The sequence below is a fragment of the Pedobacter duraquae genome (genome assembly GCF_004362245.1).
In the GTDB taxonomy this organism is placed as follows: Bacteria; Bacteroidota; Bacteroidia; order Sphingobacteriales; family Sphingobacteriaceae; genus Pedobacter; species Pedobacter duraquae.
This window is the reverse complement of record NZ_SNWM01000003.1, coordinates 828,960-852,144: the sequence shown is the minus strand read 5'-3', so window position 1 is coordinate 852,144 and position 23,185 is coordinate 828,960. Positions and strand designations below refer to the sequence as shown.

19 protein-coding genes are annotated in these 23,185 nt (G+C 40.8%); 6 read left to right on the top strand and 13 right to left on the bottom strand.

The features are described from left to right. Positions 1 to 147: 147 nt before the first annotated feature. Positions 148 to 630, top strand: coding sequence for an SRPBCC family protein (locus tag CLV32_RS15415; protein WP_133557067.1), 483 nt, complete (start codon positions 148 to 150; stop codon positions 628 to 630). Here CLV32_RS15415 and CLV32_RS15410 read toward each other — a convergent pair. Beyond that, on the bottom strand, positions 609 to 1,565 hold the full coding sequence (locus CLV32_RS15410) for a TIGR01212 family radical SAM protein (protein WP_133557065.1): 957 nt from the start codon (positions 1,563 to 1,565) through the stop codon (positions 609 to 611). The genes CLV32_RS15415 and CLV32_RS15410 overlap by 22 nt on opposite strands. Positions 1,566 to 1,784: 219 nt before the next feature. Here CLV32_RS15410 and CLV32_RS15405 point away from each other — a divergent pair, with 219 nt between their 5' ends. Then, positions 1,785 to 2,189, top strand: coding sequence for a redoxin domain-containing protein (locus CLV32_RS15405; protein WP_243732330.1), 405 nt, complete (start codon positions 1,785 to 1,787; stop codon positions 2,187 to 2,189). Positions 2,190 to 2,193: 4 nt separating this feature from the next. On the opposite strand, the gene CLV32_RS15400 is transcribed toward CLV32_RS15405, so the two are convergent. Continuing rightward, positions 2,194 to 3,618, bottom strand: coding sequence for an APC family permease (locus tag CLV32_RS15400; RefSeq protein WP_133557061.1), 1,425 nt, complete (start codon positions 3,616 to 3,618; stop codon positions 2,194 to 2,196). A gap of 169 nt (positions 3,619 to 3,787) precedes the next feature. Here CLV32_RS15400 and CLV32_RS15395 point away from each other — a divergent pair, with 169 nt between their 5' ends. The 3 genes from CLV32_RS15395 (at position 3,788) to CLV32_RS15385 (ending at position 8,337) form a co-directional block, all read left to right on the top strand. Beyond that, positions 3,788 to 6,040 (top strand): sodium-translocating pyrophosphatase, encoded by a 2,253-nt coding sequence (locus CLV32_RS15395; protein ID WP_133557059.1) that lies wholly within the window; start codon positions 3,788 to 3,790, stop codon positions 6,038 to 6,040. Positions 6,041 to 6,184: 144 nt separating this feature from the next. Beyond that, complete coding sequence (locus CLV32_RS15390; protein WP_133557057.1) at positions 6,185 to 7,693, top strand: amino acid permease; 1,509 nt, start codon at positions 6,185 to 6,187, stop codon at positions 7,691 to 7,693. A 77-nt stretch (positions 7,694 to 7,770) separates the two neighbouring features. After that, positions 7,771 to 8,337, top strand: coding sequence for a MarC family protein (locus CLV32_RS15385; protein WP_133557055.1), 567 nt, complete (start codon positions 7,771 to 7,773; stop codon positions 8,335 to 8,337). A 2-nt stretch (positions 8,338 to 8,339) separates the two neighbouring features. Here the strand turns inward: CLV32_RS15385 and CLV32_RS15380 are convergent, their stop codons facing one another. Genes CLV32_RS15380 through CLV32_RS15360 form a run of 5 tightly spaced genes read right to left on the bottom strand, consistent with a single transcriptional unit; the run spans position 8,340 to position 14,288 of the window. Next, positions 8,340 to 9,503, bottom strand: a complete 1,164-nt coding sequence (locus CLV32_RS15380; RefSeq protein ID WP_133557053.1) for an RsmB/NOP family class I SAM-dependent RNA methyltransferase — start codon at positions 9,501 to 9,503, stop codon at positions 8,340 to 8,342. After that, positions 9,500 to 10,732, bottom strand: a complete 1,233-nt coding sequence (locus tag CLV32_RS15375) for an ABC transporter substrate-binding protein (protein WP_243732329.1) — start codon at positions 10,730 to 10,732, stop codon at positions 9,500 to 9,502. Before CLV32_RS15375 ends, CLV32_RS15380 begins: the two co-directional genes overlap by 4 nt. Continuing rightward, positions 10,689 to 12,218 (bottom strand): glutamine-hydrolyzing GMP synthase, encoded by a 1,530-nt coding sequence (gene guaA, locus CLV32_RS15370; RefSeq protein WP_133557051.1) that lies wholly within the window; start codon positions 12,216 to 12,218, stop codon positions 10,689 to 10,691. Before guaA ends, CLV32_RS15375 begins: the two co-directional genes overlap by 44 nt. 8 nt (positions 12,219 to 12,226) lie before the next feature. Next, a complete protein-coding gene (locus CLV32_RS15365; protein WP_133557049.1) occupies positions 12,227 to 12,646 on the bottom strand; it encodes a deoxycytidylate deaminase in 420 nt (139 codons plus the stop codon). A gap of 34 nt (positions 12,647 to 12,680) precedes the next feature. Further along, entirely contained in the window at positions 12,681 to 14,288 is a 1,608-nt protein-coding gene (locus CLV32_RS15360; RefSeq protein WP_133557048.1) for an MFS transporter, read from the bottom strand. A 173-nt stretch (positions 14,289 to 14,461) separates the two neighbouring features. On the opposite strand from CLV32_RS15360, the gene CLV32_RS15355 reads away from it, so the two are divergent. Then, entirely contained in the window at positions 14,462 to 15,094 is a 633-nt protein-coding gene (locus CLV32_RS15355; RefSeq protein WP_133557046.1) for a LysE family translocator, read from the top strand. 71 nt (positions 15,095 to 15,165) lie between these two features. On the opposite strand, the gene CLV32_RS15350 is transcribed toward CLV32_RS15355, so the two are convergent. The 6 genes from CLV32_RS15350 to CLV32_RS15325 all read right to left on the bottom strand — a co-directional run bounded on the left by CLV32_RS15350 (position 15,166) and on the right by CLV32_RS15325 (position 23,119). After that, positions 15,166 to 17,067, bottom strand: a complete 1,902-nt coding sequence (locus CLV32_RS15350; RefSeq protein ID WP_133557044.1) for an amidophosphoribosyltransferase — start codon at positions 17,065 to 17,067, stop codon at positions 15,166 to 15,168. A 641-nt stretch (positions 17,068 to 17,708) separates the two neighbouring features. Beyond that, the gene (gene murI / locus CLV32_RS15345; protein WP_133557042.1) at positions 17,709 to 18,530 is read right to left on the bottom strand and encodes a glutamate racemase; all 822 of its coding nucleotides are present in this window, start codon (positions 18,528 to 18,530) and stop codon (positions 17,709 to 17,711) included. Positions 18,531 to 18,592: 62 nt separating this feature from the next. Further along, positions 18,593 to 19,183 carry an OmpH family outer membrane protein gene (locus tag CLV32_RS15340; protein WP_133557040.1) on the bottom strand — a complete coding sequence of 197 codons (591 nt, stop codon included), beginning with the start codon at positions 19,181 to 19,183 and terminating at the stop codon, positions 18,593 to 18,595. A 43-nt stretch (positions 19,184 to 19,226) separates the two neighbouring features. Then, positions 19,227 to 19,757 (bottom strand): OmpH family outer membrane protein, encoded by a 531-nt coding sequence (locus tag CLV32_RS15335; protein WP_133557038.1) that lies wholly within the window; start codon positions 19,755 to 19,757, stop codon positions 19,227 to 19,229. Between the two features lie 18 nt (positions 19,758 to 19,775). Next, positions 19,776 to 22,316, bottom strand: coding sequence for a BamA/OMP85 family outer membrane protein (locus CLV32_RS15330; protein WP_243732328.1), 2,541 nt, complete (start codon positions 22,314 to 22,316; stop codon positions 19,776 to 19,778). Positions 22,317 to 22,378: 62 nt separating this feature from the next. After that, positions 22,379 to 23,119, bottom strand: coding sequence for an isoprenyl transferase (locus CLV32_RS15325; protein WP_133557036.1), 741 nt, complete (start codon positions 23,117 to 23,119; stop codon positions 22,379 to 22,381). Positions 23,120 to 23,185 lie beyond the last annotated feature (66 nt).

The following is a 23,185-nucleotide window of genomic DNA, read 5'->3' as shown; positions in this document are numbered from 1 at the left end:
TTTAATAGATTATTTACATCAATTTTTAGCACAATTAACAATATCCAGCACCATAACCTCAAGCCAATTACAAAAAACATTAAATTATCGTGTATTTTTTAAAAAAATACTAAAAAAACAATTTATTCTGTTTTTTGTTTCTTGTTCATGAAGTCATATCACTTGGAATTTAACCAATTGCTTCCCATAACTTTAACCGAAGCCTGGTCATTCTTTAGCAACCCGCTTAACCTCCAAAAGATCACACCGAAAGAGATGGCTTTTACAGTAACTTCAAAAATGCCTGACCCGGTACAGATGTATCCTGGAATGATTATCACCTATAAGGTATCCCCTATGCTGGGCATCAAATTGGATTGGATGACTGAAATCACCCAGGTGGAAGAAGGGAAATACTTTATAGACGAACAACGCTTTGGCCCATACCGCTTCTGGCACCACCAGCATCATTTTACAGAAGTGCCAGACGGAGTAATGATGCACGATATATTAACCTATGGATTACCCATGGGGATATTTGGAAGAATAGCGAATAATTTGTTTGTAGCAGCAAAGCTGCAGGAGATTTTTAATTATCGTAAAAAGCAGGTAGAAATTTTATTTGGACATCAGGAAACAGGTACCGCATAAGCTGAACCCTGCACTACACCTCTCTTTTCGATCTCCTTATCTATATATGTCTGAATAGCAGATTTATTAAGCCCCCAGTTAGGTGCAATCAATAAATCCCAATCCGAAATTCCAAATAAGCGCTGAATTACAACATCCGGCCTCAGCAATGGGATTAATTTACAAAGCAAATCAGTGTATTCTTCAAGAGTAAATAACTTGAAAGGATTTTTCTTGTATTTAGCACCCATGATAGATCCTTCTACAATGTGCAGGTGATGGAATTTTACAAACTTAATTTGAGGGAAACGATTAATCTCATGTATATAGCCAAGCATCATTTCTTCGGTCTCCCAGGGAAATCCAAAAATAGTATGTACGCAAAGGTCAAGCTTACTGTTTTCAAGCAACTTTACTGCTTCAATAAATTCACCATGACTGCAGCCCCTATTAATCTGATCCAGGGTCTCGTCATAGATAGATTCCATTCCCATTTCAAGATCCACATCAAAGCGATCAGCATAACTTTCTAATAAAGCCACTTTCTCTGCATCAATACAATCAGGCCTAGTACCAACAGAAAAACCAACAACATCCCCTGGATTGATAGACAATGCCTCATCATACATCATCTTTAAATAATGTACCGGTGCGTATGTATTTGTGTTTGGTTGAAAATAAACAATAAACTTATCTGCTTTATAAAAGCCTTTGCCTCTTTCCATGCCTTGCTCAAGCTGTTCACGGATAGTAGGAAGCTTACGGGAAAGTTCAGGGGTAAATGAATCTACATTGCAATAGGTACACCCTCCATAACCTTTGGATCCATCTCTATTTGGACAGGTAAAACCGCCATCAACAATTACTTTAAACACGCGTTGCCCCTTATATTTTTCTTTAAGGTGTGTGCCGTAATTATTATACCCTTTTATGCCTAAATCTAGTGGAGTTCCCAAATTGTTATTTTTTTATGCAAAAATACAGTTTTTTAAAGGAATACAGAATAACAGAGAGAAAACGAGCCACGGCTAAAGTGGTAATTGTATAATATAGAATTACAATGACATAACGGAAGCCTAATATTCACGATATTCGCATTTATGAAGTATTTTATGCTATCCCTTTTTTTTGTGTTCGTGTCATTAAAAACGTTTGCACAACCACAAAGCCCAAAAATGCCAAGCTCTATTTTCTTTAAGGCTAATGGCGATGCTTTCTCTACGGATCAGATCCCGACAAATAAGAAATCAATGATTATCTTTTTTGATGCTACCTGCGAACATTGTCAACGCGTGGTTGCAAACTTCTCAAAAAAGAGCAAAGATCTTGCTAACATCAACTTATATTTTATCTCTCTTGACGAGTTCAGATCGATAGACTACTTCATGAAAACATTCGGAAAACCCTTTGTTGGCGCAAAAAACGTAACTGTTTTACGTGATGGCTATCAGGTATTCATCCCTTATTTCAAACCAAAACAATACCCTTCGCTATACTTATATGGTAAAGACAAAAACCTGATTTACTTTTCAAGTGATGAACGCGAAGTGCCTAAGTTCTTTACACTGATTAAACAGTAGGGCTTTACACCGTAGGCTCCTCAGTCGGTTTAGTCATGTAATATACTGGTATTCCTGCAAGCATAATGACCACACCCCATCCGCAGGTACTGGTCTTTGTGATCAGCAAACAGATGCATATTGCCGAAGCAATTACTATATAAAAGAAAGGCAGTACCGGATATCCGAAAGCTTTATATGGTCTTTCAGCATCTGGTCTTGTTTTGCGCAATTTGAAAATACCGTAGATCGTTAGTATATAGAATATAACTACGATGATCATTACATAGTCGAGCAGGTCTCCATACTTACCTGTTAAACACAAAGCTGACGCCCAGATACACTGGAACCATAGTGCCCATGCTGGCACACTCGACTTGTTCAGTATTGCTGCTTTCTTAAAAAACAGACCATCTTTAGCCATCGTATAGTAAACCCTGGCACCAGCCATAATCAAACCGTTATTACAGGCAAATGTCGAGATCATGATCATAACAGCGATAATCAGCGTCCCCGTATTACCAAAGATGTGCTGCGCTGCCACTACTGCTACACGATCAGATTTTGCAAAAGCAATTTCATTTAATGGCATTACCGCTAGGTACATCAGATTGGCAAGGATATAAATTACCGAAACGATAAAAGTTCCTAGAAACAAGCTTAACCCTACATTACGCTCAGGCTTTTTGATTTCTCCGGCAATAAATGTAACCCCATTCCATGCATCGCTAGAAAATAGCGACCCAACCATGGCAGCAGAAACAGCTGCTATCAGCGTGGTACCCCCAACAGAAACCCAGGAATCACTAACCTTGTTAAAAGATTTAAAGGTCCAGGCATCAGCCCAGTTTGCATTCCAAACCTCTGCTCTCGCACCAATGGTAAACCCAAAGATGATTAAACCAAATAGCGATAAAATCTTTATGATTGTTAAAAATGTCTGTAATAATTTACCGTCTTTAACACCACGGCTATTGATATAGGTAAGTAGAATAATAGTTACGATAGAAACTGCTTGCGCAGCGTTAAATTTAAAGGACCCCAACTCATACAAGACATTTTCATCACTGAGTGGCTCATATAAGTATGCCGCAAATTTCGAGAAAGCAACCCCTACCGCCGCAATTGTTCCTGTTTGGATTACTGCAAAGAAACTCCAACCATATAAAAATGCAAAAAGCTTGTTATAAGCTTCTTTAAGATATACATACTGTCCACCCGCTTTCGGAAACATCGCACTCAGCTCACCATAACTGACCGCAGCGATCATGGTAATCACAGCTGTTAATATCCAGATCAATGTAAGCCAACCCGCAGAGCCAACTTGCCTGGCAATATCAGAGCTTACAATAAAAATTCCCGAACCAATCATTGAGCCTACAACGAGCATTGTGCCGTCTAAAAGTCCGAGTTCTCTTTTAAATGTCTGGTCCTGATCTTCCTGTTTCATGCGTTACTTAGCGTTTAGTGTTTATGTTGTGCGGCTAATATATTTAAAAATACCGATATAAAAATAGGCTAAATACGGAGTAAGGCATTAAAAATTTGGTAATGTCATTAACTCGCTTATTTTTGTATATACCGGTTCGCCGGACAACCAAACCAAATATAAATCAACTATGGAGTTTTTACAAAACAACCTGATCTACATGATTCCGGTCTTCGGACTTATTGGAATCCTTTTCATGGCCATCCAGAGCGCCTGGGTGAGCAAACAAGATGCCGGAGACAAGAACATGACCGAGCTGGCGGGCTACATTGCCGATGGCGCAATGGCCTTTCTCAGAGCCGAATGGAAAGTCCTTACCTATTTCGTTATCCTTGCCGGCGCTTTGTTATGCTGGTCTGGTACGATGACCGGAACTGCCGACCATCCTATTCATTCCAGTCCAATTATCGCCATAGCTTTTTTGATGGGCGCAGTGTTCTCCGCATTTGCAGGATATCTGGGCATGCGCATCGCAACGAAAGCTAACGTTAGAACCACGCAAGCTGCCAGAACGAGTCTGGCTAAAGCGCTACAGGTTTCTTTTACAGGCGGTACCGTTATGGGATTTGGCGTTGCAGGTCTCGCTATTTTTGGCCTTGGCGGTTTATTCATCATTCTGTATTATGCCTTTGTTCCAGCAGGCTCATCCTCCGCAGGCATAGAGATGAAAAAGACAATCGAAGTGCTTGCAGGATTCTCCCTTGGTGCCGAGAGTATCGCGCTGTTTGCCAGAGTAGGTGGCGGTATTTATACAAAGGCTGCCGATGTGGGAGCCGATCTGGTGGGGAAAGTCGAAGCTGGCATTCCTGAGGATGATGTAAGAAACCCTGCAACTATTGCCGATAACGTTGGCGATAATGTTGGCGATGTTGCAGGTATGGGTGCCGATTTATTTGGATCTTATGTAGCAACAATTCTTGCAACGATGGTGCTTGGGCAGGAAATAGTATCTGTAGACCGCTTTGGCGGTATGGCTCCTATCCTGTTGCCTATGCTGATTGCAGGATTAGGACTCTTGTTTTCCATTGTCGCTTCCTGGTTTGTAAAAATCAGCAAGGAGACAGACAGTGTACAGAATGCGTTAAACTTTGGCAACTGGTTATCTATCATTTTAACTGCAGTGGCTTCTTACTTTGCGGTACATTGGATGCTTCCCGATACCATGTCAATCAGAGGATTTGAATTTACATCAGCAAATGTATTTTACGCCATCATTGTAGGCCTTGTTGTTGGGACCCTCATGAGTCTTATTACTGAATATTATACCGCGATGGGTAAAAGACCTGTACAATCCATTATCCATCAATCCTCCACCGGTCATGCTACTAATATTATCGGCGGCCTTTCTGTAGGGATGGAATCTACTGTACTTCCGATTCTAGTTTTGGCTGCAGGCATTTATGGTTCTTATTATTTTGCAGGATTTTATGGGGTAGCTATTGCTGCCGCAGGAATGATGGCTACAACAGCAATGCAACTGGCAATCGATGCATTTGGTCCGATTGCAGATAACGCAGGCGGAATTGCGGAAATGAGCGGACTCCCTAAAGAAGTGCGTGAACGCACCGATAACCTCGATGCTGTAGGTAATACCACGGCAGCCACAGGAAAAGGATTCGCTATTGCATCTGCAGCCCTGACCTCGCTGGCCTTATTTGCGGCTTTTGCAGGAATCTCCGGAATCTCGTCCATAGATATATATAAGGCAAATGTATTGGCTGGCTTATTTGTTGGCGGTATGATTCCATTTATCTTTTCATCCCTATGCATCTCGGCCGTAGGCCGTGCGGCCATGGCCATGGTTCAGGAAGTACGCAGGCAGTTCAGAGACATCCCGGGAATTATGGAGTACAAGGCCAAACCAGAATATGAAAAATGTGTCGCCATCTCTACCGAAGCCTCTATCCGCGAGATGATGCTGCCTGGAGCCATCGCTTTGATCGTACCTATTGTGGTAGGTTTCATCTTTGGCCCTGAAGTATTGGGTGGATTATTAGCAGGAGTTACTGTATCCGGAGTATTGATGGGCATCTTTCAATCCAATGCCGGCGGTGCCTGGGACAATGCCAAGAAGTCGTTTGAAAAAGGTGTGATGATTAATGGCACGATGGAATTCAAGGGTTCAGATGCGCATAAGGCTTCAGTAACAGGTGACACTGTAGGCGATCCCTTCAAGGATACTTCAGGACCTTCCATGAATATTCTCATTAAACTAATGTCTATAGTTTCTTTGATCATCGCACCACATATTGCCGTCGGCGTAATGACAACAACACAAACTGAGGTTAAAAAAGAGATTAAAATCATAAAAACCAAAGATGAAACGGGTATAGAACGTACAGATACGCTGATAAACAACACAGACAGCTTAAAAAACAGATAAATTGACTGATATTGTTACTGATAAAAGGGATTTCGACTGAAAATCCCTTTTATTTTTAAAGATATTTTAATTAGGTTTGGAGCTATATTACTCATAATCGAAACAAGACAATTTTATTGAAACAAACTAACTAAACCTTAAACTATGTTATTTAAAAAATCGATAGATGCCCTGATTAAGGAATCTACGGAAAGTGGAGAAGGCACGCTGAAGCGGACGCTGGGTGTAGGTAACTTAATTGCCCTGGGTATCGGAGCAATTATCGGGGCAGGCCTTTTCGTTAGAACCGCTGCTGCTGCTGCTGATCACTCTGGCCCTGCAGTAACACTTTCCTTCATCCTTGCAGCTGTAGGTTGTGCTTTAGCCGGCTTATGTTATGCAGAATTTGCTTCTATGATTCCTATCGCTGGAAGTGCTTATACCTACTCTTACGCCACAATGGGAGAAATGGTAGCCTGGATTATCGGTTGGGATTTGGTACTTGAATATGCAGTAGGTGCAGCCACCGTTGCTATTGCCTGGTCTGAATACCTCAATAAGCTCATAGAAAACTTCGGGGTCTCCATACCTTACCAATTTTGTCACTCACCATTCCAAACCTCACTAGATGGCGTTCAGGGGATTATCAATATTCCTGCGTTATTTATCGTTATCCTGTTAACTTTTGTCTTGATCAGAGGCACACAGGAATCAGCTACTTTAAATGGAATTATTGTTATCCTGAAAGTTGCAATCGTTATAGCCTTTATTGCAATCGGATGGGGTTATATGAATCCTGTTAACCATACGCCTTACATCCCTGTTAATGCAGGTGAAGTAGCATATGGAAAAGGTGAAATCGGCTTTATGGACTTCTTTACGCACGATTTCGGTAAGTTTGGCTGGTCGGGTATTATCGCTGGTGCAGGTGTAGTGTTCTTTGCGTTCATCGGTTTTGATGCGGTATCTACTGCCGCGCAGGAAGCTAAAAACCCAAGTAAAGATATGCCAATCGGTATCTTGGTGTCTTTAGCCATCTGTACTGTTTTATACGTATTGTTCGGACACGTATTAACTGGTGTAGCCAACTACAAAGAGTTTGCAACTGCTGGTAAAGAGGCATCAGTAGCTTATGCTATTGAAAACTATATGCACAGCTACCACTGGTTATCTGTACTGGTAACTGTAGCAATTCTTGCAGGTTTCTCTTCGGTAATCCTGGTGATGTTATTAGGCCAGTCACGCGTATTCTTTTCGATGTCTAAAGATGGTCTTGTACCAGCAGTATTCTCTGCAGTACACCCTAAGTTCCAGACGCCTTATAAATCTAATTTAATCTTCCTGGTATTTGTTGGGCTATTTGCAGCTTTTGTACCTGGAGAAGTTGTTGGTGATATGACCAGTATCGGAACATTGTTTGCTTTTGCATTGGTATGTGTGGGTGTATTGGTATTGCGTAAAACAGATCCTAACCGTGAGCGTCCATTCAAAACACCATTCATGCCAGTTGTTCCTATCCTGGGTGCATTGGTTTGCATACTGATGATGGTTGGTTTAGGTAAACACAACTGGGAGCGTTTGATCGTTTGGATGGCAATTGGTTTTGTTATCTATTTTGTCTACAGTCGTAAACACTCGAAAGTTAGAAAAGCACATAAAAACGGTACAGTTTAACCGTATCAACCTATAAATGAAGAGGCCATTCAAAAGATGGCCTCTTTTTTTTACCTTTGTGTTAAAACCCCGGCATTATGGAATTCAATCTGAGTCAGATCCTATCCACCACAATGGTATTATTCGCAATAATTGACATACTTGGTGCTATTCCTATCGTTATTGAGCTCCGTAAAAAAGCCGGTCATATCGAATCAGAAAAAGCCAGCATTGTAGCCACTATTCTGATGATCATTTTTCTCTTTGCTGGTGAGGCTTTATTAAAGGTCATCGGATTAGACGTAGAGTCTTTCGCCATTGCCGGATCTATTGTGATCTTCGCTATCGCGATGGAAATGGTACTTGGACTAACACTTTTTAAAGAAGAGGCCCCTGAAACAGTATCTATAGTTCCTCTGGCCTTCCCACTTATTGCTGGTGCAGGAACCATGACCACATTACTCTCCCTGAAAACAGAATACGCAAGTCAAAATATAGTTGTTGGTATCATCATTAACATGATGTTTGTTTATTTTGTATTGAAGAATACCAATAGACTAGAAAAACTATTTGGAAAAACAGGACTCAATATCCTGCGTAAAGCATTCGGTATTATCCTGCTGGCAATTGCGATCAAGCTATTCCGAAACAATACAGGCTTATAGGATCAGACTTTTATAAAGCGGGCTACAAACATGGTATCCGCTTTCTCGGTATACCCTTGAATCAGATCCATTTTCTCTAGCTTTAATCCAGCATTTGCCTCAAGAAAAGCGACTACTTCCTCGTTCTCAGCCTTGAAAACGGAACATGTAATGTAAATTAACGGCTTATCTTTTTTCAAATACTGTACAACATTCGATGCTATTGATTTTTGAAGCTTACTGAAATATTCAATCTTGAAGTCTTCAAAGAAGCTGAGCATCTCCGGTGTTCTGCCCCATGTACCCGATCCAGAGCATGGCGCATCCAGGATAATTCCATCAAACTCATAGTCGTGCAGATCGGCTTCATTATTTTGTAGCAGATCCAGAGCTTTCTTCTGATATTTCTTTAAACCAGCCTGATGAAAACGCTCGTCCAGATTATGAAGACTACTTTCACGCACATCACTCACCAGCAACTGTATCTTGGGCTGCAGCGAATGTAAAAGCAGAGATTTACCTCCGGATGCAGCACAGCAGTCCCACCAATAATCATATTGCTGAGGTTGGAAATAATCGCCTGTTTTTTGCGAAGATAGATCCTGCACCTGATAATGATAACCCTGAGGTAATAGCTGCTCCAGTTTCACTCCATTTGGCATAGCCAGCGTATGGCTACCAATACTTTTAACTTCAATTTCTTCAGCACTTAACATCTGATGGATATCCCTGATGGACTGCTCATCAGAACGGATAAAAAGATCCGGCTGGGTAAAAAAAGATTGGAGGAAAAGATCCTTATCTATCTTCTCAGAAATTTTAGCGTGCAATTTAAAGACATCACCAATTTTAAATGCAGGGAATAGATCCTCAATTAACGCAAGTTTAGCTGCCACGGGCAAGCCCACCTCTTCAGTCAGCGTAGGCAGCTTTTGTTCAGCAACAAGACTTAAAGTATCGTGACAAAGAAAGTCGGCCACCGCCAATCTCGTAACCGGATCCTCACCAATTAAAGCTTCACCTAATCTGAAGTAGCTGTAAAGATACCGGGATGCCCATCTACGGTCAGATGAGCCCATCTGTTTGTTTGCCTTATAATAAGTAACGAGAAAACGGTGTAAGGGAAGTTTACCATCGTAGTTCTTTAAAATCTGCTCAAATGTCCTGATCTGCTGGTCAACTCTCATTCAACGCTAATTAAGTCGTAATTTTTATATCTAAGTAACATCAGGTTTGTATTCAAATAGCCTGTATTTGCATCGTAAACAAAGGAGAAGTTGTTTTGCAACCCTTTATAACGCTCTCTGGTGATATTCCTGATATAGCCGGAGCCGTGTTTAGCAATCAATTTACCGAAATAACAGCCGATATCAAATCCTTTAAACGCATATTCACCAGGTTCAAATCCATAAGCCTTCCTGTATTTCTTGATGAATTCGATCACCTCCGGGCGTTTATAATCTACCCTGTAGGAAGTACTTACCGTTGTATTCAACAACTGTAGCTTATCTGTTGGATAGTTTTGCTTGACCCAGTCAGGATGACCAAACAGATCGGCATTCAACCCTGTACGTTGCATCTTCACCAATTTATTGAGTGTGGCTGTAACGAAATTTTTATCAGAAGAGCACAGCAGGATAATGTATTTCTTTCCCTTAACAAGCTTGGTTTCCAGTGTAAAAACTGAAGAATATTCCTGAACAGTGAATCTGTTGTTCCGTTGAGCCTGGAAATATTTTCTTAAAGGTGTGGCGAGTATTTCATCTGATTGTGATGCAGGATTGATCAGTACGACAATACTGTTTTCCCTGCTATAACTTCTTGAAATGAAATCTCCCATTTTCTTTGCATGAAGATCTATGTTATTAACAATGGATATCAGGAAAGGATTATTGAATTCTTCCGGCTGAGAGGCGGCCAAAGGAGAAACCATGGGAACCTGCTGACTTGTGCTGAATGATTTCATGAATTTCAAGCCTTCAGGAAAAACAGGACCAACGATCAGATTACTTTTATTTAGTTTTTTATTGTTGATCAATTCCTGAAGATGTCCGGTCTGATCCCTGGTATCATACACGTCCAGCTTAAAATTGAATCCACCAGCCGCCGCTGAGTCCAGCCCTATCTTGAAGCCCTGATAGAAGTCGATAGACAATGCCGACTGCTCTATTTCGGTTTTACTTATACCCCTAAGATTTATTGTATTCAGTTTGAAAGGAAGCAGCAAAGCGATCTCAGCTTCCGAAAATTTTGCTTGTGGAACTACAGCTGCCTTTTCCGTTTCGGGTGCATTCGTTTTCTTTTTGTCATCGGGCCTGATCTTCGGCGAACACGCCGCAAGCACTGTCCCGATGACAAGAAAGATCAAATATTTATTCCCACTCAATAGTAGCCGGAGGTTTGGAACTGATATCATATACAACGCGATTAATTCCTTTTACTTTATTGATGATTTCGTTAGAAATTTTAGCGAGTACAGGGTAAGGGAGGTGACACCAATCAGCGGTCATACCATCCACAGATTCAACAGCTCTCAGGCAGATCACATTCTCGTAGGTACGTTCATCACCCATTACACCAACGGATTGCACAGGAAGGAAAATTGCTCCGGCCTGCCAAACCTGATCATACAACCCGGCTTCCTTTAAATTGTTTATATAAATTGCATCGGCTTCCTGAAGTATAGCCACCTTTTCGGCGGTAACATCACCCAAAATACGGATAGCCAGACCTGGGCCCGGGAAAGGATGGCGACCAAGGATTACATCAGCAATACCAAGCGTTTTACCCACCCTGCGTACTTCATCTTTAAACAAAGTGTTTAGCGGCTCCACAATTTTAAGCTTCATGAAATCAGGCAAACCACCAACATTGTGGTGCGACTTGATCGTTGCAGAAGGACCTTTCACAGAAACAGACTCAATTACATCCGGATAGATTGTTCCCTGTGCAAGCCATACCACATCCTGTACTTCATGTGCAGCATCATCAAAAACCTCAATGAACACCCGGCCAATGGCCTTACGTTTCAATTCAGGATCTTTAATACCGGCAAGCTGACCTAAAAACCTTTCTTTGGCATCAACACCTTTGATGTTAAGTCCCATATGTTTGTACTGCTCTAAAACAGCTTCGTACTCATCCTTACGTAACAGTCCGTTATCAACAAAAATACAATGTAGATTTGTTCCAATCGCTTTATGAAGCAATACGGCAGCAACACTGGAATCCACACCTCCAGATAAACCAAGCACTACTTTATCATCACCAAGCTGACTTTTAAGGTTTGCAATCGTAGACTCTACAAATGCGTCGGCTGTCCAGTCTTGTTTACATCCGCAGATGTCGACCAAAAAGTTCTCCAACAACTGCTTACCATCAGTACTGTGAGTAACCTCCGGGTGGAACTGAATAGCATAAGTGTCGGTATCTTTCACCTGGAACGCTGCAACACGTACAGAATCTGTACTTGCAATGATCTCAAATGATTCAGGAACTTCAGTGATGGTATCGCCATGCGACATCCATACCTGAGATTCGGTTAATATATTTTTGAATAACTTATTCTGCTCAGATACATAGCCTAATTTTGCCCGTCCATACTCACGGGTTGAGGAAGGTTGTACATCACCGCCAGATTGTTGTGCGATGTATTGTGCACCGTAACAAACGGCAAGTACCGGGTATTTATCCATGAATAGTCCCAGGTCTACCTGTGGAGCATCTTCCTGACGAACTGAAAATGGACTACCCGAAAGGATCACACCTTTTACGTCTGAAGTAATTTCCGGAATATGATTAAAAGGATGAATTTCACAGTAAACGTTAAGTTCGCGGACTCTTCTGGCAATCAACTGAGTGTACTGGGATCCAAAATCGAGAATAATGATTTTTTCTAGCATGGACAAAGTTAATATTTATTAACCTCAACGCCGAATCTTTTTAAGAAATCAACACCTTCATCGCTGGCTAGTCCTTTATAGGCAGCATAGGAGTCTTTAAATATCACCAATTTGATGCCTGAGGAAAGGATCAACCGCGCACAGGCAATGCAGGGAGAGAGTGTACAATATAAAGTAGAACCTGCGATATTTGAGCCATTTCTAGTGGCATACAGGATCGCATTTTCCTCTGCATGTAAGGCCAGAGAGCAGCTCCCACGAGAGTCGCGCGCACAACCCGTATCCGGCCATTCCTCATCGCAGTTATGTGTGCCTGCCGGAGGGCCGTTGTATCCGATACTGATAATTCGGGTATCCTTTGTTAATACAGCACCAACCTGTGCCCGGACACAGTGTGACCGGGCAGCAAGATCTGACGCTAAATTCATATAAATATCTGTAAAACTTGGCTTAACGCGCATACTAGTGTCCACCTTCGGCGGCAATATCTTCTACGTTAATACCTTGGTTTCTTAACTCTGCACTTACTTTCCATGCAAAGAAAATCAAATAAGCAAATCCGATCAATGGAATGATGTAAGAGCCATGGATCCCGTGCGTATCCGCAAGCTTACCCTGGATCGGTGGAATGATGGCACCACCCAAAATCATCATGATCAGGAATGAAGACCCCTGACTGGTGTATTTCCCTAAGCCAGTGATAGACAAGGCAAAGATTGACGGCCACATAATAGAGCAGCACAAACCTCCACTGATAAACGCAAAAATCGCGATAGGGCCTGTTGTCAACAATCCAATAGCCATAGATAATACGCCAAGAACACCGAAGATCGCCAGTGTTTTTGCTGGTTTCTCCTGACCAATAAAGAATGCAACGATCATGATCGCAACAGAAACAGCATATACGTACAGGTTACCAACGTTAGTTCCGGTTAGGTGACTAACCAATAACACAACACCGAAAGCCACAAAAGGAACGATAACCGTCAGGATATTTTTAGTATTCTTCTTAAGGTTAAAAGCACTGATCGCTCCTGTCCAGCGGCCAATCATCATACTTCCCCAATATAACGAGATGTATTGTTTGATATCAGACTCGGCCAAACCACCAAAATCTTTTAGGTTAAGCAAGGTACCCAGGTTACTCTGGATAGTTACCTCTGTACCTACATAGATAAAGATCGCCAACATACCCAAAATTAATTGTGGGTATTTCATTGCTCCCCAGTGCGCAGGATTATCTTTTTTTGCAGTGTAAGCATATAATAACGACAAGATGATAATCGCCAATGACGAATAAATAAAGATTTGCTCATCAACGCCAGTCACTTTACTTAATGGACTTGCCGCAAGAATCATCAGGAAACCTAAGATCATCACTACGATAGGGCCATTTGATTTCGGACTTGATTCAATTTTCTCATTACTGGTTACATCAGGAAGTTTGGTAACTGCATAAAATATAGCAACAGCAAAAAACAGTCCCGCAAGGATATAGTATAAGTTATTGATCGACGTAATATCGACTACTTTGGCAACAGCATCATTGGCAGTTCCAAAAAGAACAACACTCACGATAACCGGCCCCATTAGTCCACCAAAGTTATTGATACCTCCGGCCAGATTTAAACGGTGTGTTCCGCTTTCCTCAGGGCCCAAAGCCACCACGAAAGGCTGCGCTGCAGTTTGCTGTAAAGAAAAACCTACAGCAATAACGAAGAATGAAACAAGGATAAAACCAAACGCTCCGGAATGTACTGCCGGAATCATCAATAAGGCACCCGCCGCAGAAATAACAAGTCCGGCGATAATCCCTTTTTTATAACCTATCTTATTCAGGATATCAACTTTACTTGCCTGCGAGGCGAAATAAAGAATCAGGGAACCGATAAAATATCCGCCATAAAAGGTATAATCGATGAGCTGGGATTCAAATTGTGTGAGGTGAAAATGCGTTTTACAAAAAGGTATGAATACCCCATTGGATGCCGCAACAAATCCCCAAAAGAAAAACACCGTAATGATGGAGTACAGTGCAGTCCCGTAATTTTTTTGTGCTTCTTGTTTCATATTTGGTTATAGAAAAGTTTTGTGGGATAAACATAAATAAAAATTATTGTTTACTAAAGTGTAATATTTACACACAGCCCGCGTTTGCCATGGGTATATGGATTTAAAACTGAGAAAACTCCGTTGAAATTATGTTTAAAATCGCATATTAGCGCAATATATACTTTAGATCAATGTTTGAAGCGATATTACAGGGGATTGGTGCAGGGATTTTATTTTCTTTTCTTACGGGGCCGGTTTTCTTTTCCATGATAAAAACCAGTATTGAAAAGGGCTTTAAAGCTGGCTTTTCATTGGCTATTGGTGTGATTTTCAGTGATATTATTTTCATCAGTGCAACCATTTTCAGTTCACAGTTTGTTAATTATAACTCCAAATACAATATGTATATTGGAATCATCGGCGGCCTTTTTCTTCTTGGCGTCGGTTTATATTACCTGATCAATAAGGTTAAAGTCAACTATGAGATCTCAGAAACCCTTAAGATTAAAAAAAGAGGTTATATTATTAAAGGATTTCTAATGTGCCTGCTCTCTCCTACTACATTAATGTTCTGGATTATGGTAGGTGGCATTGTATCCGTGCAATTGCACTATGAGATGACTGAGAAGGTTGTATTCTTCGTGATCGCCATGGCTACACAACTTTCAGTAGATGCTGTTAAAACATATTACGCAGCCAAACTGCGCTATAAGATCAAAGAAAAGACCATTCGAAACTTGAACCGCATTGCCGGAGGCGTCATCATCATATTTGCCATCAGGCTTTTCGTAGAAGTAGCCTTAAAATATTATAAACTGAAATAGAAATCCAGGTATAAAAAGAAAGCGCATTCCTGAATCAGGACTGCGCTTTCTTTTTATAAGGATCAGCTTAATTAATAAGCGCGTTGGTTATTTCCTTCTTTCCAGTTTACGAATGCTTTATTAACAACCTTATTTCCTCCCGGTGTCGGATAGTTACCAGAGAAATACCAGTCACCTTTATGGTTAGGGCAAGCAATATGTAAGTTGTCAAGTGTCTGATAGATGATCTCGACCTCAGCAACAGTATCAGCAGGTGTAATGATCTTGGTTATCTGTGCAGAAATCTCCTCTTGCTTAAACGGCCTGTAGATATCTTTAACATGATTAACGATCTCCTCTTTTGGCAACAACAGAGAAGCTTTACACTTTTCGTAAACCTCATCGATGATGTGAGATAATCCCCTTTCATGCAACAACTGGATTGCCGCTTCAAAAGCAACAAACTGTCCCATTTTAGACATATCGATACCATAACAATCTGGATATCTAATCTGCGGTGCAGAAGACACAATTACAATCTTTTTAGGATGTAAACGATCAATAATCTTAATGATACTTTGTTTTAATGTTGTACCACGAACAATAGAGTCGTCTACAGCAACCAAAGTATCTGTATGGTTCCTGATTACACCATACGTAGTGTCGTAAACGTGTGCAACCATATCAGAGCGATCTGCATCCTGAGTAATAAATGTACGCAACTTCACATCTTTAATCGCAAGTTTTTCAACTCGCGGCGCCATAGAAAGCAATTCATCCAATTGCTCGTCTGTAAGCGTTTCTTTATTATTAATCAGTGCATCCTTCTGTACTGACTTGATGTGTTTATGAACACCTTCTACCATGCCGTAAAAGGAAACTTCTGCAGTATTTGGTATAAAAGAGAATACAGTATTTTTAAGGTCACTATTTACTGATTTCAAAATTTGAGGGATCAACAGTCTTCCTAAATGTTTTCTTTCTTTATAGATCTCAGCGTCACTACCTCTTGAGAAATAAATACGCTCAAATGAACATGCACGTTTCTCTGTAGGCTCGCGGAAAACTTCCTGAGTTACTTTACCATTCTTTTTAACAATTAACGCATGACCAGGTTCGATCTCTTTAACATCTTTAAATGGAATATTGAAAGCTGTCTGAATAGCCGGCCGCTCCGAGGCAGCAACAACGATTTCATCATCTGCATAATAAAATGCAGGTCTGATACCAGCAGGGTCACGTAACACAAAAGCATCACCATTACCCACAATACCAGATATGGCATAACCACCATCCCAGGTTTTAGCTGATCTGCGCAATATATGACCAATGTTCAGGCCATCAGAAATTTTATGCGTGATCTCAACGTTGTCCAGACCCTCTTTTTTATAGGCATCAAATAGCTGTTGATTTTCATCATCCAGAAAATGACCAATCTTTTCAAGCACAGTAACGGTATCTGCCTGCTCTTTTGGATGCTGACCAAGTTCATACAACTGCTCCAATAATTCATCAACATTAGTCATGTTGAAGTTACCGGCAATAACCAGGTTACGTGTCATCCAGTTATTCTGACGAAGAAAAGGGTGACAGTTTTCAATGCTGTTCTGGCCATGGGTACCATAACGCAAGTGCCCTAGCAATACCTCGCCAATGAAGCTCACATTAGCTTTCAGCCACTCGGCATCCTGCATCAGTTCTGGCGTTTCATTCTGGATATTTACAAACTTATTTTGCACATAACCAAAAATATCGGCCACAGCATTTTGTGCCATCGACCGATATCTGCTGATGTACCGGTGTCCCGGCTTCACATCTAGTTTAATCGTTGCAATACCTGCGCCATCCTGGCCCCTGTTGTGTTGCTTCTCCATGAGAAGATACAACTTATTGAGTCCGTAAAGTGCTGTGCCGTATTTTTCCTGATAGAAAGAAAGAGGTTTGAGAAGACGAATGAAGGCGATCCCGCACTCGTGTTTAATCTGGTCACTCATGGTGTGTTGTTTGAGCGGCAAATTTACGCCTAATAAAAATCAGAACCTAGAAAGAAATAGACAATAATAACATGCTTAAATAATCTGACCGTCAATTTTCCGGCATGCATACACACCCCTGTGACTATCGTTTCAAAAACAGCTTTGCCCGTATCCGGGCAAAGCTGTTTAATTGGATCGTCCTGATCCCCGCTACTAACCAAAGTCGATCTATCTCCTGACATACATCAATACCTTTGATTACTTACACGGATAGGTGCTCATCAGCTCCGCATGCAATCCACCTATCCAATTTCCAATACGTCAAAGAACATGCCCGGAAGCGAAATCCCTTCGTCCTTTACTCCATGTCAATCCAGCCGATTAATCCGTACGGACGGTTGCTGCTTATTGACCGGTGTAAAGCCGCTTCCGTCATGATCTTTCCGCTTTCTTAGCGTGGTAACTCATTAATTGAGTAGTATAAGATAAGAAAATATATCGACAAAAACAAGGGCAAATAACAGATTATCTGATGTTTAATTGAATATCTTAAGGAAAAATTCCGTCGATCTAAGGCGATATTTTTAGACGAACCAACCGTAGCGAAACTAGTCATCAATTCATCACGTACGGAGTCATAAATTTCAAACGCGAGGCTGCTACAACTGCACCCGCACAGACTGAATTTCACTGCCAAAGAAAACCGATGCATGCGCATCAAACTTCGGCGCCGATCCTGAAGTAAAGAATTTCCGGTCGCCATTCTGCGTCAATCTTACTTCCATCTCCGGATGATTTTCAAGATACCCTTCTAAACTATCAGCAACAATATCACCCTGCACAACAATATTAACACCGACAGGCAGCGCTGCCTTAATTTTAGGCAATAACAATGGGTAATGGGTACAGGCCAGCAATACACAGTCTATACCAGGTTTATCATTCATTAGCGCCTCGATATATTCCTTTACAAAGTAATCTGCACCAGAGGTGGTATGTTCGTTATTTTCAATGATTGGTACCCACATTGGGCAACTTTGTTGTTTCACCGAAATCTCCGGGTGTAACTTCTCAATTTCCATTAAATAAGATTGAGACTCAATTGTACCTCTCGTACCGAGCACCCCAATCTCTTTGCTTCTGGTATACTGATCTATCACTTCTGCCGTAGGCCTGATTACACCCAGCACCCTGCGCCCGGGGTATTTAAAAGGAAGAATGTTTTGCTGTATGCTGCGTAAGGCTTTGGCAGAGGCCGTATTGCAGGCGAGGATAATTAACGGGCAACCCTGACCGAATAGCCATTCTACACATTCCAGCGTATACTGGTAAACAGTCTCAAAAGTATGGTCGCCATAAGGGGCCCTGGCATTGTCGCCAAAATAGATGTAGTCATACTGTGGCAACCGTTCTACAATGGATTTGTAGACCGTCAAGCCACCGTAACCAGAATCAAAAATACCTATGGGACCTTCAAGCATATGCAAAAAAAACGGGACCGGATGATATATCCGGTCCCGCAAATTTAAGTATTTTACTTTAACTATTTTTTTGGTGCAGCAGCAGGAGCTGTTGCTGGAACTGCCGAAGCAGCGATGCCTAATTTAGTTCTTACTGCAGCAGTGATATCATCACCACCTTCAGAGAACAACAAGTTGTTTCCATTTTGTTGTGCAGCGATATCGAAAACGTAAGCCAATCCTTTTTCTTTAGCAACAGATTTTACAGCTGCTTCGAATTTAGTGTTGATAGGTACGAAAAGATCACCTTGTTTCTGTGCAAATTCTTGTTGTGCTTTAACACCAGCATCATTGATTCTTTTTTTCAAATCTTCCAATTCAGCACCCATTTGGTCAAGTTCTTTACCAACTGCTTCTTTGTTTGCCTCACTGATGGTTTTTTGTTTCGCAACGGCAGCAGCATATTTAGTTTGGTACTCACCTTGCATTTTCTCAATCTCAGCAGTTTTGGTTTTGTTGAACGCTTCTAAAGTAGTTTGTGCAACTTTTGCCTCAGGCATCACCGCGAAAATTGCTTCAGAATTCAAATGACCGATCTTTTGTTGTGCATTCGCAATGTTAGCAGTGAAAAGTAGTCCGGCTGCTACAAAAATTGCGTTAATTAACTTTCTCATTTCTATTGTTCTTATTAGTTGTTTTTAAATTTATTTGTATGTTCTATTTTAAAATGGTTCCTGGTTTGTAACCTAGTCGGGTGATAATATCATTGCTGACATCATAACCCGTGCTTGCATAAATCATCATTGTTGACTCGCTACTTTTATCAAAGATAAAATCTATAAACTTAGCTTTAGAGAAATCTGCAATAACTTTAGAAACTTTTTCCTGAATGGGCTTCAAAAGCTTAGACCGGGTCTGAAACAGATCTCCATCCGGACCAAATTTTTGGCGTTGAAATTCTTTAGCTGCTTTTTCTTTTTCAATGATATCATTCTCTCTGCGCTTACGCATTTCATCTGTTAATAATACCTGATCTGCCTGGTAAGATTTGTACATCTTATCAAGCTCAGTAAAATTAACATCCACTTGTTTTTGCCATTGCTGAGAAAGTACGTCAAGTTGATTTTGTGCCGACTTATACTCAGGCATGTGCTTTAAAATATATTCAGAGTCCACATAAGCAAACTTCTGTGCAAAGGCACCAAGGCCTGTGAAGAGCAAAAAGCTGATTAAAATATATTTTTTCATCTGTGTAATTTAATGTTGTTAGTTAAATCCGCCCAATTGTTGTGCTATGCTAAAGTGGAACTGCCCTTTGTTAGCAGATGGATCTCCAGGGATAGCATCAAATCCATAACCGTAATCAATTCCAAGTAATCCAAATATCGGTAAAAATATTTTGGCACCAACACCTACTGAACGTCTAATGTTAAACGGATTGAAATCACTGAATCTGTTCCAGGTATTTCCACCCTCAGCAAAAGTTACTAAGAATGCTGTAGCAGATGGTGACGCGATAACAGGATACCTCATCTCCAATACATATTTGTTGAAGATCGGACTTCCTGAACTTTGTGCCTGACTTAAATTAGCCCCCACCGGCACTACCGAGTTATTAGAGTAACCACGCATTGCTATCAGCTCTGATCCCTGAAGGAAATCAAAACCTTGCATACCATCACCACCCAATTTGAAACGCTCGAAAGCCGACTGTCCTACTGCTGCATTATATGATCCCAAGAAACCGAATTGTGCCTGTGCTTTAAATACTAATTTTCCCGCTACTCTCTGGAACCACTGTGATTCAAATTTCCATTTGTGGTATTCCGTGAATCTATAACGTTGTTTATCCGATGCTATTGCATAGTTGGTATGATTCAATAAAGAATATGGTGGCGTAGCCTGAACAGTGAATTTAAAGAACGATCCTCCTGTAGGGAAAATTGGAGAATCCCTCGAATCCCTGCTTAACTCTTGAGTTAAGTTAAAGTTGTATGAAGTACCTGTTGAGAATAAATAACCAGGATAGTTTTCCAGAATATACTGATTCGCATTGATGGAGTGTGTTAACTGGAAATAGTTATCTGGCCATTTAAGCACCCGACCCAAACTTACAGTTACACCATTCAAACGAATAGATTGATTGCCACCCGTAGCAATCGGATATTTCTGTGAAGACGTAAAAGCACTCAAACCAAAACTAACTGGTTTTTTCCCACCAAGCCAAGGCTCAGAGAAAGAAAAACTGTAAGACTGATAGTATGAGCCGTTAGTCTGACCACGTAAACTTAACTTCTGACCATCACCTTTTGGTAATGGACGGTAAGCTTTAGGGTTGAACAGGTTTCTTAAAGAGAAGTTATTGAAGGTTAATCCTAACGTACCAATGATACGTCCACCACCAAAACCGCCAGAAAGTTCCACCTGATCGGAAGGTTTTTCCTCAACAGCGTATTCGATGTCTACTGTACCATCAGCAGGATTTGGTCTGGGCGTAGGCACAGTCTTAGATTCATCAAAATTACCCAACTGACCAATTTCTCTAACCGTACGGACTAATAATTCTTTAGAGAACTTATCACCTGGCTTAGTTCTGATCTGACGCATAACAACGCGGTCGTTTGTTATCGTATTTCCTTTAATCGTAATTCTGTTGTTCGTATATTGAGGCCCTTCATAGATGCGCATCTCAACGTCAACAGTATCACCATATATTTTAGTCTGGATAGGATCAACATTAAAAGTAAGATATCCATCGTTAAGATAAATACTTGAGACATCATCACTATTACCATTTCCCTTAAGTCGAGTTTCTAGTTTTGACTCACTAAAGATATTTCCCTTTTCGATACCTAAAACTTTCTCCAGGTAAGTTGTGCTATACTTAGCATTACCTGACCACGTGATATTTCCAAAGTAATATTTTTTACCTTCAAAAAGATCCATTTTTATACCAACCGCCTTATCACTGTATTGATAAACGCTATCTTTCAAAATCACCGCATCACGGTATCCTTTGTCGTGCATTTTCTCAACAAGCTTGAGCTTATCTTCTTCAAATTTTTCTTTGTTGAATTTACCCGATCCAAAAATCTTATAGAAAGCCTGTTGGTGTGTTTTTTTCAAAAACTTACGCAATTTGGCAGAAGAGAAGTCCTTATTGCCCGTAAATTTAATTTCATGGACCTTTACCTTTCGTCCCTTATCTATGATCACTTCGAGAATCTGACTATTCTCTGCGTTTGGATCAACCTTGGTTTTATAGTCTACTTTAGTAAAGAAGAAACCTTTATCTGACAGGTATTTAGTAACCGTTGCCGTAGTACTGTTATACAGGTTGTCGTTAATGATCGACTTTCCCGATTTTGCATTCAGCTTTTCAAGTATGTCTGTCTTCTGAGATTTGCTTACACCAACAAGTTCGAAAGAACTCAATCTCGGACGCTCAACCACCTCAATATCGAAAAAGACACTGTCCTCTACAATCTTTGTGATATTAATTTTGATATCATCAAACAAACCGTTTGACCAGAGTGTTTTAATAGCATTCGCGGTAGCATCACCCGGAAGAGTTACTGTTTCTCCTTTGATCAGTTTAGACAAAATGATAACAGTTTCTTTATCCAGATATTTGGTTCCTGTTAAGGTAGTTCCACCGATGATATATTCTTTAGGATTAAAATAATCAAGGTCAGTACCCGCTACTTTTAGTGAAGGCGCTGCCGGATTGGAAGGAGGACGGGTTATTTGTGCCATTGTTGGTAACCCGAACAATAGCAATAATATAAGTTGGTATATTCTTTTCATTTAATTCTAAAAAACGATGCTAAGTTAATTTAAACACATGTTAAAAAGTGTTAAAAGTAAAATTAGTTCAGTTGTTCACTAATCTTACCGAAGCGTCGTTCGCGCTTTTGATAGTCGACAATAGCCTCATAAAGATCCTCTGACCTGAAGTCGGGCCATAAAGTTTCAGTAAAATATAATTCGGTATAAGCCATTTGCCACAGCAGGAAATTACTCACTCTATGCTCGCCGCTCGTCCTGATCATCAGCTCCGGATCAGGCATATTTACCGTTGTTAATTGTGATGCAAATAAAGTTTCATTGATGTCTTCAACAGCAAGCTCATCGTTCTTAACCTTAGTGGCCAGTTTACGCGCAGCATCCAGAATTTCCCATTTTGCACTATAGCTTAAGGCAAGAGTTAGCGTACAGGCAGTGTTATCTGCAGTTTTAGCCATAGCACTGTTCAGATCGTCGATACACTTCTGTGGGAGAGATGCAATATCGCCGATGGCATGCAGTTTAATATTGTTTTTCGTTAATGTCTGGGTTTCCTGATTGATGGTAGAAATAAGTAATTCCATCAAAAAATTCACCTCCTCAATAGGTCTGTTCCAGTTTTCGGTAGAAAAGGCATAAACAGTAAGGTACTTGATACCCACCTCCACGCAACCTTCCATGATATCCTTAACAGACAGCACCCCACTCTCATGTCCGGAAGCCCGGAATTTACCCTGATTTTTGGCCCATCTCCCATTACCATCCATAATGATGGCAATATGCTCTGGCAACCTGGTTAAGTCAATTTGTTCTTTGAATCCCATCAATTTATATAAGAAGATACCTAATCTAAAAACGATTTTGGATCACAAAGGTATGAGATATGCATA

Coding starts and splice junctions, on each gene's coding strand:
- CLV32_RS15415 (WP_133557067.1), top strand. CDS start 148: ATGAAGTCATATCACTTGGAATTTAACCAATTGCTTCCCATAACTTTA.
- CLV32_RS15405 (WP_243732330.1), top strand. CDS start 1,785: ATGCCAAGCTCTATTTTCTTTAAGGCTAATGGCGATGCTTTCTCTACG.
- CLV32_RS15400 (WP_133557061.1), bottom strand. CDS start 3,618: ATGAAACAGGAAGATCAGGACCAGACATTTAAAAGAGAACTCGGACTT.
- CLV32_RS15395 (WP_133557059.1), top strand. CDS start 3,788: ATGGAGTTTTTACAAAACAACCTGATCTACATGATTCCGGTCTTCGGA.
- CLV32_RS15390 (WP_133557057.1), top strand. CDS start 6,185: ATGTTATTTAAAAAATCGATAGATGCCCTGATTAAGGAATCTACGGAA.
- CLV32_RS15385 (WP_133557055.1), top strand. CDS start 7,771: ATGGAATTCAATCTGAGTCAGATCCTATCCACCACAATGGTATTATTC.
- CLV32_RS15380 (WP_133557053.1), bottom strand. CDS start 9,503: ATGAGAGTTGACCAGCAGATCAGGACATTTGAGCAGATTTTAAAGAAC.
- CLV32_RS15375 (WP_243732329.1), bottom strand. CDS start 10,732: ATGATATCAGTTCCAAACCTCCGGCTACTATTGAGTGGGAATAAATAT.
- guaA (WP_133557051.1), bottom strand. CDS start 12,218: ATGCTAGAAAAAATCATTATTCTCGATTTTGGATCCCAGTACACTCAG.
- CLV32_RS15365 (WP_133557049.1), bottom strand. CDS start 12,646: ATGAATTTAGCGTCAGATCTTGCTGCCCGGTCACACTGTGTCCGGGCA.
- CLV32_RS15360 (WP_133557048.1), bottom strand. CDS start 14,288: ATGAAACAAGAAGCACAAAAAAATTACGGGACTGCACTGTACTCCATC.
- CLV32_RS15355 (WP_133557046.1), top strand. CDS start 14,462: ATGTTTGAAGCGATATTACAGGGGATTGGTGCAGGGATTTTATTTTCT.
- CLV32_RS15350 (WP_133557044.1), bottom strand. CDS start 17,067: ATGAGTGACCAGATTAAACACGAGTGCGGGATCGCCTTCATTCGTCTT.
- murI (WP_133557042.1), bottom strand. CDS start 18,530: ATGCTTGAAGGTCCCATAGGTATTTTTGATTCTGGTTACGGTGGCTTG.
- CLV32_RS15340 (WP_133557040.1), bottom strand. CDS start 19,183: ATGAGAAAGTTAATTAACGCAATTTTTGTAGCAGCCGGACTACTTTTC.
- CLV32_RS15335 (WP_133557038.1), bottom strand. CDS start 19,757: ATGAAAAAATATATTTTAATCAGCTTTTTGCTCTTCACAGGCCTTGGT.
- CLV32_RS15330 (WP_243732328.1), bottom strand. CDS start 22,316: ATGAAAAGAATATACCAACTTATATTATTGCTATTGTTCGGGTTACCA.
- CLV32_RS15325 (WP_133557036.1), bottom strand. CDS start 23,119: ATGGGATTCAAAGAACAAATTGACTTAACCAGGTTGCCAGAGCATATT.